Source organism: Neobacillus sp. S1115, from assembly GCF_055385565.1.
Genome location: NZ_AP038275.1, coordinates 1,652,653 through 1,665,826 on the forward strand (window position 1 = coordinate 1,652,653; position 13,174 = coordinate 1,665,826).

General features: G+C 42.0%; 10 protein-coding genes and 1 pseudogene. 9 read left to right on the forward strand and 2 right to left on the reverse strand.

What is annotated here, in order from left to right; genetic code table 11:
• Together ACZ5B7_RS08085 and ACZ5B7_RS08090 are read right to left on the reverse strand one after the other, a co-directional pair.
• Positions 1–357, reverse strand: a pseudogene (locus tag ACZ5B7_RS08085) (hypothetical protein); the annotation flags it as partial.
• Between the two features lie 169 nt (positions 358–526).
• On the reverse strand, positions 527–1,021 hold the full coding sequence (locus ACZ5B7_RS08090) for an antibiotic biosynthesis monooxygenase family protein (RefSeq protein WP_464493381.1): 495 nt from the start codon (positions 1,019–1,021) through the stop codon (positions 527–529).
• Between the two features lie 237 nt (positions 1,022–1,258).
• On the opposite strand from ACZ5B7_RS08090, the gene hemE reads away from it, so the two are divergent.
• The 9 genes from hemE to ACZ5B7_RS08135 all read left to right on the forward strand — a co-directional run bounded on the left by hemE (position 1,259) and on the right by ACZ5B7_RS08135 (position 13,144).
• Positions 1,259–2,305, forward strand: coding sequence for a uroporphyrinogen decarboxylase (hemE, locus tag ACZ5B7_RS08095; protein WP_464493382.1), 1,047 nt, complete (start codon positions 1,259–1,261; stop codon positions 2,303–2,305).
• Between the two features lie 161 nt (positions 2,306–2,466).
• Positions 2,467–3,399, forward strand: a complete 933-nt coding sequence (gene hemH, locus ACZ5B7_RS08100) for a ferrochelatase (RefSeq protein WP_464493383.1) — start codon at positions 2,467–2,469, stop codon at positions 3,397–3,399.
• 36 nt (positions 3,400–3,435) lie between these two features.
• Entirely contained in the window at positions 3,436–4,863 is a 1,428-nt protein-coding gene (gene hemY / locus ACZ5B7_RS08105; RefSeq protein ID WP_464493384.1) for a protoporphyrinogen oxidase, read from the forward strand.
• 199 nt (positions 4,864–5,062) lie between these two features.
• Positions 5,063–7,297 (forward strand): YhgE/Pip family protein, encoded by a 2,235-nt coding sequence (locus ACZ5B7_RS08110; protein WP_464493385.1) that lies wholly within the window; start codon positions 5,063–5,065, stop codon positions 7,295–7,297.
• Positions 7,298–7,413: 116 nt separating this feature from the next.
• Positions 7,414–8,148 (forward strand): MBL fold metallo-hydrolase, encoded by a 735-nt coding sequence (locus ACZ5B7_RS08115; RefSeq protein WP_464493386.1) that lies wholly within the window; start codon positions 7,414–7,416, stop codon positions 8,146–8,148.
• Positions 8,149–8,165: 17 nt separating this feature from the next.
• Positions 8,166–9,155 carry a lipoate--protein ligase gene (locus ACZ5B7_RS08120; RefSeq protein WP_464494455.1) on the forward strand — a complete coding sequence of 330 codons (990 nt, stop codon included), beginning with the start codon at positions 8,166–8,168 and terminating at the stop codon, positions 9,153–9,155.
• A 166-nt stretch (positions 9,156–9,321) separates the two neighbouring features.
• Positions 9,322–10,884, forward strand: coding sequence for a fatty acid--CoA ligase family protein (locus tag ACZ5B7_RS08125; protein WP_464493387.1), 1,563 nt, complete (start codon positions 9,322–9,324; stop codon positions 10,882–10,884).
• Positions 10,885–10,958: 74 nt separating this feature from the next.
• Positions 10,959–11,735, forward strand: coding sequence for an enoyl-CoA hydratase-related protein (locus ACZ5B7_RS08130; RefSeq protein ID WP_464493388.1), 777 nt, complete (start codon positions 10,959–10,961; stop codon positions 11,733–11,735).
• A gap of 137 nt (positions 11,736–11,872) precedes the next feature.
• On the forward strand, positions 11,873–13,144 hold the full coding sequence (locus tag ACZ5B7_RS08135; protein WP_423801467.1) for a M48 family metallopeptidase: 1,272 nt from the start codon (positions 11,873–11,875) through the stop codon (positions 13,142–13,144).
• Positions 13,145–13,174 lie beyond the last annotated feature (30 nt).

Below are 13,174 nucleotides of genomic sequence, written 5' to 3' on the forward strand. Positions count from 1 at the left end.
CCAGGAGATGACCATCATTAAAATTCCGATTGTCCAGTATGCTAATGCCGGGTTGCGAATCAGCTTCCGGAAAGGCGAAATCATCACATCATTGATCCCTGTTGTGGTTAACGTATGGCTCATCGCCACAATGATGGAGATGACAAGGATCGTGGACAATAATTCTGTTATCGCATATGCAAAACTATTAAAAATGCTGCTTATCGCATGGCTTAAACTGCCTGTGGCGATAAGACCAATTAAGAAAATACCGGCAATGCAGACAATTGTCGTGTCTCGTCTCATGACCATAAAACCAATAATCAGTGCAATAAAGACGACATATATCCAATGAAGAGCAGTAAGCTCCACGAGCATAAAATTAACCTCCTTTCTTTCATCCATGGACTTTTGTATTAGGTATCTGCCCGGCTGGATGTAATACAGAATATGAATTTGCTTAAAAGAGGTGAGCGGGAGGAAAAACAAAATTTTTAACCCTGGAAAGGAAAAAGGAATGGCTAGATTCTCCATTCCTTTTGAAAAATTAATCTTCAATTGTGTAGCTGCTGATATAGGGTGCACTTTCGAATATGTTTGGAAGATCGTCATTCTCAGGATTGTTTTTATCCCCTTCAAGAAATGAATTCGTGACATGCCAATCTTCAAAAGATTTTTCATCGGTCCACACAATCATAATTATATATGTATTTGAAGCCAAGGGGCGGAGCCCGCGAAGGGCGATAAAACCAGGTGTGCCTTCCAGTTTCCTGCTCTGATTTTTTAGGTGATGTTCAAATATGGGGTGTCCTTCAGGTGTAACGGGAATATTTTTCATCACAACAAACCCTTCGCCATTCATTTCCCCGATTGATTCAAAGACTTCATATTTCCTTGGTTCATTAAAAATGGTTTTTCCGGCAGTTTCATGGAATAATAATGCTCCATTTGCACTGCTCATCATCATAATTTTTTCAGCGGGATATTTCGCTTTAATCGTTTTTAAAAAATCGAGCGTTCCGCTGGTAATATATACGGTCATTTTTCAAATCCCCCTTAAGCTAATCTTAAGTAATAGCTTATGCAAAAACTATTTTCTTATTTAAACTCATTTTCAAACGTAAAAATCGACTTTTTTTTGACAAAAGTAATCGTTTGCTATGCAGAGGAGGAAATTATCGATATAGTGAAGACAACTGTGTATGAAAGAAAGTTTTTAAAATCTTGTTCTATATATTAAAATGGTAAACAGAATGTCTTGAAAGGTGGACTTATTTTTATGGCAAAGCCTATTAATGAAACATTTTTAAAAGCAGCTCGGGGAGAGAAGACGGATTATGTTCCAGTTTGGTACATGCGCCAGGCAGGACGTTCACAACCGGAATACCGGGAAATTAAAGAAAAATACTCTCTATTTGAAATCACTCATCAGCCGGAATTGTGTGCATATGTCACCCGTCTGCCTGTTGACCAATATAATGTTGATGCCGCGATTTTGTACAAGGATATCATGACACCACTTCCGGCCATCGGGATGAATGTGGAAATCAAAGGCGGCATCGGTCCGGTCATTGACAATCCAATTCGTTCGCTTGCGGATGTGGAAAAACTAGGGGAATTGAATCCTGAAGAAGATATTCCTTATGTCATCGATACGATTAAATTATTGACAGAGGAACAATTATCCGTGCCGTTAATCGGATTTTCCGGTGCCCCATTTACGCTGGCCAGTTATATGATTGAGGGCGGCCCTTCGAAAAATTATAATAAGACAAAAGCGTTTATGTACGCTGAGCCGAAGGCTTGGTTCGCGTTGATGGATAAACTAGGCGATATGGTCATTACATACGTAAAAGCGCAAATCAAAGCCGGAGCACGCGCGATTCAAATTTTTGATTCATGGGTTGGCGCTGTAAATGTGGAGGATTACCGTTATTTTATTAAACCAGTCATGAACCGGATTTTTTCTTCATTAAGAGAAGAGAATGTTCCATTAATCATGTTCGGTGTCGGCGCAAGCCACCTGGCATTGGAATGGAATGACCTGCCGCTGGATGTTGTCGGTCTTGATTGGCGTCTGCCAATCCGCCAAGCACGGGAAATGGGGATTCAGAAAACAGTCCAGGGAAATCTTGACCCAGCAATCCTTTTGGCTCCATGGGAAGTAATTGAAGAGAGGGCAAAAGCCATTTTAGATCAGGGAATGGAGCAAGGCGGATATATCTTTAATTTAGGCCATGGGGTATTTCCGTCTGTTAATCCGGAAAACCTAAAAAAACTTACGGCTTTTATTCATGAATATTCAGCAGCGAACAACGGCAGATAACCTGTTGAATTAAGCTTTTTATTGGTATTAAGAGCAGATTTTTGGCAAAATAAAAGAGCTATTAAAAAGGGCCATAAGGGATGTCAGGTTGAGACCGCACAAGCCTTGTGGCCCTATCCCTAATTAAAGGAATACGGAAAATTACATAAGAGGTGCAAACGATGACGAAAAAGAAAATGGGCTTGCTGGTGATGGCATACGGTACCCCCTACAATGCAGACGACCTGGAAAGATACTATACCCATATCCGGCATGGGAGAAAACCAACTCCGGAAATGATTGAGGACCTACGTAATCGCTATGAAGCGATTGGCGGGATTTCTCCTTTGGCAAAAATCACCCTTGAACAAGGTGAAAAGCTAGAAGCATATTTAAATAAAATTCAAGATGAAGTCGAATTTAAAATGTATCTTGGCTTAAAGCATATTGAGCCGTTTATTGAAGATGCCGTTAAACAGATGCATGAGGACGGCATAAAAGAGGCAGTAAGTATCGTCCTTGCCCCGCATTTTTCAACTTTCAGCGTAAAATCCTATAATGGCAGAGCGGTTGAAGAGGCAGAAAAATTAGGCGGACTTACGATAAAAACAATTGAAAGCTGGTATCAGGAACCAAAGTTTATTTCTTACTGGGCGGATAAGCTCAAACAAACTTTTGAACAAATGCCTGAAGAAGAAAAGGATCATGCGGTGCTGATCGTTTCGGCTCACAGTCTGCCGGAAAAAATTCTTCAGTTTGGGGATCCATATCCAAAACAGCTGCAAGAAACTGCGGATTTAATTGCTGCTGAAGCGGGAGTAAAGAATTATGTGATTGGCTGGCAAAGTGCAGGAAATACGCCGGAGCCATGGTTAGGACCTGATGTTCAAGATTTAACGAGAGATTTATATCATAACCATCACTATAAGGCATTCGTCTATGCACCAGTTGGATTTGTTTCGGACCATCTTGAGGTTCTATATGATAATGATTATGAATGTAAGGCTGTTACCCGTGAATTGGGCGTGAGCTACTATCGACCGGAAATGCCTAATGCAAAGGAAGAATTCATTGATACATTGTCATCCGTCATCTTAAAGAAGTTAGCGGATTAGGAACTTGAAAATTCAATTTGAAGAAGGTGACGTCAGGTGGCAGAAGAAAAACAGAAGGTAATTATTATTGGTGGGGGAGCTGCCGGTTTGACCGCAGCCTATTATCTTCAAAAAGAAGTAAAGGAGAACAATCTCCCGCTCGAGATCCAACTTATTGAAGCCTCGCACCGACTCGGCGGAAAAATGCAGACTGTTGTAAGAGACGGTTTCACCATTGAAAGAGGTCCGGATTCCTTCTTGGCCAGAAAAACGAGTATCATCCGGCTGGCGAAGGAAGTTGGGATGGACGATCAATTAGTACCAAACTCAACGGGGAAATCCTATGTTTTGGTGAATGAAAAGCTCCATTCCATGCCGGGCGGATCGATCATGGGAATCCCGACCGAAGTGGGGCCATTTATGACAACGGGCTTATTTTCCATTCCAGGGAAGCTGAGAGCAGCGGCCGATTTAATATTGCCCCGCTCTGAAAGTGGAAAAGACCAAGCATTAGGTCATTTTTTTAGAAGGCGGTTGGGCGATGAAGTGGTCGAGAACTTAATTGAACCGCTGCTTTCAGGAATTTACGCAGGCGATATCGATCAAATGAGTTTGATGGCCACCTTTCCGCAATTTTTTGAGGTGGAACAGAAGCACCGCAGCCTGATATTGGGGATGAAAAAATCAACTCCGGCACAGCCAAAACAGCAGGGTGATAAAGGGAAATCAAAAAAAGGCGGATTCCTCACCTTTAGAACAGGCTTGCAATCGTTTGCTGAAGCGATTGAAGCAAAATTAGATGCCAGCTCGGTTTTAAAAGGGCATCGGGTGGAGAACATCGCTCGGGTAAATAATAAATATGAGGTTTATCTGAACAATGGGGAATGCCTGACAGCCGATAGTATTATTGCTGCTACCCCTCACAAAATAACGCAGGCGATGTTTTCGGATTATCGTTTTATTGAACCTTTGAAATATGTTCCCTCGACTTCCGTTGCCACGGTTGCCTTGGCCTTCCCGGAAGAGGCCATAAATGAGGACATAGATGGGACTGGTTTTGTCGTTTCTAGAAACAGTGATTATACCATAACGGCCTGTACCTGGACACATAAAAAATGGGAGCATTCTACGCCGGAGGGAAAAGTTTTGCTCCGCTGTTATGTAGGCAGGGCCGGTGATGAAACGGTCGTTGACTTATCCGATGACCAAATTGTTAAAATCGTACTTGATGACTTAAACAAAATCATGCAAATTAATATGAGTCCTGATTTTGCCGTCATTTCCCGCTGGAAAAACTCGATGCCTCAATATACGGTCGGGCATAAACAGCGGCTCACTTCCATTCTGGAGGCTATGAAACAAGAACTGCCGGGCGTATTTTTAGCTGGAGCATCCTACGGTGGTGTCGGCGTCCCGGATTGTATCGACCAAGGAGAAGCAGCCGTTAAAAATGTACTAGAATATTTAAACAACAAAGGAAGCTGAACTTAAAACCAGCTTCTTTTTTAATTTTTCTTGTCAACATATTAAAATGGGAGTATACTCATTAAGTAATTAATGACTGAAATGTTCATATGGTCATTTTATGAGTGATTTATTTAGGATTGTCTGCTGGATAGTCCTTCTTTTTAGGATGTAAATGACCAAATGAACAAATTAGTCAATAATAGAGAGGAGGATAAGGTTGAAACCAAACCTATTAAAGGCTGAACTATCAACTATTCTAAAAAATAGAAAAATCTTAATCCCGATCATTGCGGTCATGCTGGTCCCGGTGTTATATGCTGGCATGTTCCTTTGGGCATTTTGGGATCCATACGCCAAACTGGACCATTTGCCTGTTGCCATAGTTAATGAAGATAAAGGGGCAACACTTGACGGAGAAAAGCTGAAGCTTGGCAATGACCTAGTGCGAAAACTAGAGAAAAGCAAGGAGTTTGGCTTTGAATCGGTTGGCAAAAGTGAGGGTTATAAAAAGCTCAAGGAACAAAAATATTATATGCTGATTGAAATTCCGAACGATTTTTCGGAAAATGCGACCACATTAATGGACGACCAACCGAAAAAACTAACATTAACCTATGTCCCAAACGAAGGCTATAACTTCTTATCAGCCCAAATTGGCGGAACGGCCGCGGAAAAAATAAAAACCGCAGTTTCTGAAAAGGTAACAGAAACGTATGCTGAGACTATTTTTTCTAAAATAACCGATCTTGCTGATGGAGTTGAAAAAGCAAGTAATGGTGCGGGCCAGTTGAGTGACGGTTCTGAAGAATTAACTCAAGGCTCGAAAGACCTTTACGCTGGGCTGGCAACGCTTGCTGAAAAATCGATTGAATTTGATAACGGTATGAAAACGGCAGATGCAGGATCGGATAAGCTTGCAGATGGCTCATCTAAGCTTAGCGCCGGTTTGTCTGAGGTGGATTCCAATCTTCCAAAGCTTGTTGCCGGAACAAAGGAGGCCTATGCGGGTGCTGCGCAATTGAAACAGGAGCTCCCTGCTGGAATTGCGAAAGAAATCAATAACCAATTGAGCGGCAGTGTTGTGGAATTAAATAATGGGATAAACAATTTTGAATTCCAGTTATCCACGTCATTAATTGAACAAATGGCTGACCAGACTGCTGGACAAATTTATCAACAAAAGCAAGCCATGAATCAAATAGCTCAAAGCCTACTCTCAAGTGGGAAATTTACTCCGGCTGAAGTGCAAAGCATGATGGGGCCAATCATTGAAAATCAAACAAAGGCGCTTGTTGCCAGCGGTATCCCAGAACAGTATGCACAGCAGATTATTCAAGCGGAATCAAAGGAACAAATCAAGGCTATAGTAAAGCCGATTGTATCTGCCAAGCTGACCTCCAATTTGGGTACAGGGTTTGATACGTTTAAAACAGAGTTGACTGGTAAGCTTTCAGGAGCAACGTCAGGCCTTGAAGAAAAAATCGCCAGCCAGACAAACCCATACTTTGATCAATTGTTATCAGGTATCGGAACGATTAACCAAGGGCAGCAGGCCTTACAGGCAGGGGTCCATCAATTATATTTAGGCTCTAATGAATTAAACGGCGGTGCGGGCAGTCTCTCAACTGGGATGAAGCAATTAACCGCAGGTGCCGATGCCATCACTATTGGTGCCGGACAGCTGGCAGATGGCTCGGAGCAATTAAAAGATGGAGCAGGAAAACTTTCTGATGGTGCCAAAGAATTGGCGGATAAATTGAAAGAGGGTTCCGATGAGGCGGCAAAGGTTCACACAGACAACAAAACCTATGATATGATGGCAAAACCGGTCAAACTGGATAAGGAAAGTTTAAACACTGTACCAAACTATGGAACAGGGTTTGCGCCATACTTCCTATCATTAGGATTATTTGTTGGTGCCCTATTATTATCGATTGTCTTCCCGATTAGAGATGCTGCCATCCGACCGGCAAACGGTTTTAATTGGTTTGCCAGCAAATTTGCCATTATGGCAGGCATCGGAATAATCCAGGCATTGATTGCTGATGCAATCCTTCTGTTTGGATTAAACCTTGAAGTTCAAAGCATGCCAAAGTTTATTTTGTTTTCCATAATTACAAGCTTAACTTTTATTGCGTTAATCCAATTGCTTGTATCAGTACTTGCAGATGCCGGGCGGTTTATTGCGATTATCATTTTGATTTTCCAATTAACAACAAGTGCAGGAACATTCCCGCTTGAATTGATTCCTAATTTCTTGCAGCATTTTAATGCCTTCCTGCCGATGACCTATTCGGTGCAGGGCTTTAAAGCGGTTATTTCAAGCGGTGATTTCAGCTTTATGTGGGAAAATGCCCTCATTTTATTTGGCTTTATTGTTGGCTTCAGCGTATTGTCAATTGCCAACTATGCGATGAGGATGAAGCATCAATTTAAAGCAGCACATGAATAAACTTGAAAGACCAGCCTTCAACATTGATACGGCTGGTCTTTTCGTGTATGAATATAGTAAAGAGCTGCTGATAATGTACATATTAAAAATGAACTGGAATTTTGGAGGGATTTATCATGAAATTGACGGTCATCGGGTTTTGGGGCGGCTATCCGAAAAAGGATGCAGCAAGCTCAGGCTATTTACTTGAACATGATGGGTTTCGGCTGCTAGTCGATTGCGGCAGCGGAGTTCTTGCGAAACTGCCAAATATCGTTGAGCCTGAGGAGCTTGATGCGGTTATTCTTTCCCATTACCATCCTGATCATATTGCCGATATCGGTGTCCTGCAGCATGCACGTCTAATCCAAGGCTTTTTGGGAAAACAATTTCCGACCCTGCTGATTTATGGGCACCATTTTAATCAGCATGAATTTGCTAAATTAAACTATAAAACGATTACGAAAGGGATTGCCTATGAACCAAATCAGCCCCTGTCTATCGGGCCGTTTCAAGTAAGCTTTTTAAAAACAGACCATCCTGTGCCTTGCTATGCGATGAGGTTTGAGGCGGGCGGCATGTCATTGGTTTATACAGGGGATAGCGCGTTTAAAGAGGAGTTTATTCAGTTTAGCAGCAATGCAGATTTGTTGTTATGCGAGTGCAACTTTTACGGGCATCAAAACGGCAAATCAGCGGGACATATGAACAGTGTAGAGGCTGGCCGGTTTGCCCGTGAGGCAGGCGTAAAGCAATTAATTCTCACTCACCTGCCGCATTACGGGAATGTAAGTGATTTAGTTCATGAGGCATCAGGTGAATTTACTGGTATAATAAAACTTGCAGAAGAATTTCAGACTATTCAACTTTAAAGGGGGATTTGGTGAGTATGCTGTTTATTGATAATAAAGGGATTACTGATCCGCGCATTAACCTGGCGATTGAAGAGTATGCATTAAAGAATCTTGATATTAATGAGACGTATTTATTATTTTACATAAATGAGCCATCCATCATCATTGGAAAAAATCAAAATACGATTGAAGAAATTAATACTGAATATGTGGAGAAGAACGGCATCCATGTGGTCCGCCGATTATCAGGCGGCGGGGCGGTTTATCATGATTTGGGGAATTTAAACTTTAGTTTCATCACGAAGGATGACGGTGAAAGTTTTCATAATTTCCGTAAATTTACTGAACCGGTGATTGAGGCCTTAAGAAAGTTAGGAGTAAATGCCGAGCTAAGCGGCCGTAATGATATTGAAGTAGAAGGACGGAAGATCTCTGGGAATGCACAATTTTCCACTAAGGGGAGAATGTTCAGCCATGGAACGCTGCTTTTGAATTCGGAAATGGAAAACGTTGCGTCTGCCTTAAAGGTGAAGAAAGATAAGATTGAATCAAAGGGAATCAAATCGGTCCGCGGCCGGGTTGCTAACATTTCTGAATTTTTATCGAAAAAAATAAGCATTGAGGAATTCCGCTCCCTGCTCCTTAAATATATTTTTGAAGGACAGGAAGATGTTCCTGAGTACGTGTTAACGGAAGAAGATTGGCAAAACATCAATCAGCTTTCCAAAGAAAGATATCAAAACTGGGATTGGAATTACGGAAAGTCTCCAAAATTCAATTTACAGCACTCGCACAGGTTCCCGGTTGGTTCCATTGATGTCCGGCTTGAAGTGAATAAAGGAATCATCGAGAATTGCAAAATTTATGGTGACTTTTTTGGTGTAGGCGATGTCAGTGAAATAGAACAGCGGCTTAGTGGGATTCGTTATGAAAAAAGCGAAATGGAAAGTGCGCTGGAAGATGTGGATACAACGTATTATTTTGGAAATGTTTCCAAAGAAGATTTTATTAACTTAATATACTAATTTTTAGATGTAGGAAGCGTTCGAATTAAAACGCTTCCTATTTTTATTTTTTTCTGAAATTTTTAAGTATTATACTTGTATAGATAAATTTCTAGCAATATAATATATTTAGAAAATTGTTACGAATTTATGAATGAGCATTCATTCATTTGAGGGGAGAGAGAATATGAATCTATCGACACAGCTTCATGAAACTGCCAAGGCTTCAGCCACGAAAATTGCTTACCACTTTATGGGCAAATCCAGTACATATGCCGAACTGGATGGGGCGATTACCAAGTTTGCTTCAGGCCTTGAAAAATTGGGGGTAAAACAAGGGGACCATATAGCACTATTGCTGGGGAATTCCCCGCATTTTGTCATTGGGTTGTATGGGGCACTCCGCCTAGGAGCAACAGTTATACCGGTCAATCCGATTTATACCGCTGATGAAATCGGTTATATCCTGAATAATGGCGATGTAAAAGTGGTTGTCGGCCTTGATCTGATGATTCCATTAGCAGAAAAAGTTCATACCATGCTTCCGAAAGTGAGCCACTATATTATTTGCGAAACAGAGCAAAAGGGATTGGCACAGCCTGGTGTTGAGGGATTTTCCGTGTATCCTAAAATGAAATCGTTTACAGGTGTGGTGGCATCCGGTGAATTAAGTTTCCAGGGTCCTGAACTTCATGACGATGATACCGCCATTATCCTTTATACTTCAGGTACAACGGGTAAGCCAAAAGGCGCGATGCTGACACATAAAAATCTGTATAGCAATGCCAGTGATGTCGGCACCTATTTGAAAATGAATGATGCCGACCGTGTGATTACAACCTTGCCAATGTTCCACGTCTTTTGCTTAACGGTTGCTTTGAATGCACCGCTGTTAAAAGGAGCAACTCTATTGATTGCCCCGAAATTTAGCCCGAAGGATATTTTTCATCTTGCGAAAGAATATCAGGCGACGGTTTTTGCAGGTGTACCAACCATGTATAATTTTCTATTTCAATATCCGGAAGGAAGCCCTGAGGACTTAAGTTCATTACGTCTTTGCATTTCCGGCGGTGCCGCGATGCCTGTTGCCCTATTAGAAAACTTCGAAAAGAAATTTGATGTGCTCATTTCTGAAGGCTATGGTCTTTCGGAGGCCTCTCCGGTTACCTGCTTTAATCCGCTTGATCGTCCACGCAAGGCAGGTTCGATCGGACCTTCCATCGTTAATGTGGAAAACAAAGTCGTGAATGAACTTGACGAAGAGGTTCCTGTCGGCGAGGTTGGCGAACTGATTGTCCGTGGTCCAAACGTAATGAAGGGCTATTATAAAATGCCGGAGGAAACGGCAGCGAGTATTAAGGACGACTGGCTTCATACGGGAGATATGGCAAGAATGGATGAAGAGGGCTATTTTTATATTGTTGACCGCAAAAAGGATATGATTATCGTTGGCGGCTACAATGTATACCCACGTGAGGTAGAAGAAGTCATCTATAATCATTCTGATGTTGTTGAAGTTGCGGTGCTTGGTGTTCCAGACCTGAACCAAGGAGAAGCGGTACAGGCATATGTCGTAAGTAAAAGGGCAGATCTTACGGAAGAAGAGATGATTAGCTACTGCAAGGAGCATCTTGCCAAGTATAAAGTTCCTTCTTCAGTTGTCTTTCTAGAGGAACTTCCAAAGAATACGACTGGTAAAATCTTAAGACGCGCTTTAAAGACACAGGTAGCGCAGACTGTTGGGAACTAAAATTTTTTAATGAAAAAGGCAGGCTTTTAGCTTGCCTTTTTCGAATTTATAAAGGCGAAAGGGGTGCAGGATAAATGAAGGCCATTTTACTTGAGGTTGCCAGCCACATAGCGGTTGTTACGATCAATCGCACTGATGCGCTGAATGCCTTTAACCATGAAACTTTAATGGAATTGCAGAATACGGTTGAGGAAATACGCGTCAATCCGGATATACGGGCTGTTATTTTTACTGGTGCAGGGGAGAAGGCATTCAGTGTCGGTGCCGATTTAAAAGAGCGCAAAAGCCTGACGGATGAACAGGTGAAGCGTAATCTGTTTAAAATCAACGAATGTTTTAATGCGATTGACCAGCTGCCGCAGCCGACGATTGCAGCGATCAATGGATTTGCCTTTGGCGGAGGGATGGAGCTTGCTTTGGCTTGCGATTTTCGGTTTGCCGCAAGCGGTGCCTTGATGGGGCTGACAGAAACTAGTCTTGCCATCATTCCGGGGGCAGGGGGAACACAGCGGCTGCCGCGCTTGATTGGGCAGGCGAAGGCATTGGAGCTTATTTTAACTGCTAGAAGGCTAACAGCAGATGAAGCCTTTAGCTATGGCATTTTAACAAGAGTGGTAGAAGGTAATGGGCTATTGGATGAAAGTCGTGCATTCTGCTCACAAATCCTTGCTAATGGTCCAGTGGCCTTACAGCAGGCGAAATTTGCGATTAAACAAGGGATGAATACTGATTTGAACACCGGGCTGCAAATTGAGCGCAAGGCATATGAGGTGACACTCCCGACAGAAGACAGAATTGAGGCACTTCAGGCATTTGGAGAGAAAAGAAAACCGATTTTTAAGGGGAAATAAGCTAGTTTTTCAAATTCGGTCACGTAGATGTTTCTGCGTGACCGAAACTATTTTAGAAGAAAAAAAACACGAAGTTCTATTTCCCGCATTTTAAACTAAACTAAATATAGAGGGTTGTACACAAAGGGGGACAAATCATGGCGAGAAAAATGGGGGTCTATGCAGTTTTGGCCTTTGTTTTATATGGCTTATTTTTTTACTGGTACTTATTCCAGTTTGCCGACCCGAAGCTTCCGTTTGAATATGAAGGAACAAAGGCGGATCCGGCTACTTTTTTAAATGGAAGAGAACTTAGCTTGAGTGAGGAATATTCGAAAATTAGAAATCTACTGTTTTTCCTATCTACTCCGCTGGAATGGCTGATTTACTTTCTGATTTTATTATTTGGCTTGTCGAAGGCATTCAAACGCTGGGCTGAGGACTCGGTGAAACATAAACTCCTGCACACCCCAGTCTACCTATTCTGGTTATCCTTGTTTGCCTTTATTGCGGTACTGCCATTAAGCTATATCAGCTTTTCCTTATCAAAAACGTATCATATTTCAACGCAATCCTTTCCTTCTTGGATGAAGGACGAACTGATTGATTTTTGGCTTAATTATGCAACATGGCTCATTATTGTTCCTGTTTTATACTGGCTTATGAGAAAAAGCCAAAAACGATGGTGGCTTTACGGCTGGCTGTTATCGGTTCCGTTCACTCTATTTATGATGTTTATTCAGCCTGTCATTATCGATCCGTTATATAATGACTTTTACCCTTTAAAAGACAAAGCATTAGAAACCAAAATCCTGACATTGGCTGATAAGGCCCATATCCCTGCGGAGCATGTCTTTGAGGTGAATATGGCGGAAAAAACAAATGCCATGAATGCCTACGTCGCTGGGATTGGCTCCAATGCCCGAATTGTCCTCTGGGATACTACCTTAAATAAACTCTCAGATGAGCAAATTTTATTTATCATGGCTCACGAGATGGGGCATTATGTGGAGAAGCATATATATTGGGGAATTGCTGGCTACCTGCTGCTATCGCTTCTCGGGTTGTATGTAACCTACCGGATGATGAATTGGGCGGTTGCCCGCTTTGGAAAAGAACTAAAAATTTCCGACACAAAGGATATACGGTCGCTCCCGTTATTTTACATGATTATCTCAATGCTGCTATTTGCGTCAAGCCCGCTGTCAAATCTCGTCTCCCGCTATCAGGAAACAAGGGCTGACACCTATGCAATTGAGATGACGAAAAATCCGGATGCCGCCATCACATCATTTCAAGAGTTGACACGCAACGGCTTAAGTCAAGTCAATCCGCCAATGCTGGTGAAAATTTTCCGCTACACCCACCCGCCAATGCTGGACCGAATTTCCAAACTGGAAGAATATGAGGTCAAGCATCGAACAGAATAAAATTTTATTAAAAAAAGCTGAGGATCATTG

Coding starts and splice junctions, on each gene's coding strand:
- ACZ5B7_RS08090 (WP_464493381.1), bottom strand. CDS start 1,021: ATGACCGTATATATTACCAGCGGAACGCTCGATTTTTTAAAAACGATT.
- hemE (WP_464493382.1), top strand. CDS start 1,259: ATGGCAAAGCCTATTAATGAAACATTTTTAAAAGCAGCTCGGGGAGAG.
- ACZ5B7_RS08125 (WP_464493387.1), top strand. CDS start 9,322: ATGAATCTATCGACACAGCTTCATGAAACTGCCAAGGCTTCAGCCACG.
- ACZ5B7_RS08135 (WP_423801467.1), top strand. CDS start 11,873: ATGGCGAGAAAAATGGGGGTCTATGCAGTTTTGGCCTTTGTTTTATAT.
- ACZ5B7_RS08115 (WP_464493386.1), top strand. CDS start 7,414: ATGAAATTGACGGTCATCGGGTTTTGGGGCGGCTATCCGAAAAAGGAT.
- ACZ5B7_RS08120 (WP_464494455.1), top strand. CDS start 8,166: ATGCTGTTTATTGATAATAAAGGGATTACTGATCCGCGCATTAACCTG.
- hemH (WP_464493383.1), top strand. CDS start 2,467: ATGACGAAAAAGAAAATGGGCTTGCTGGTGATGGCATACGGTACCCCC.
- ACZ5B7_RS08130 (WP_464493388.1), top strand. CDS start 10,959: ATGAAGGCCATTTTACTTGAGGTTGCCAGCCACATAGCGGTTGTTACG.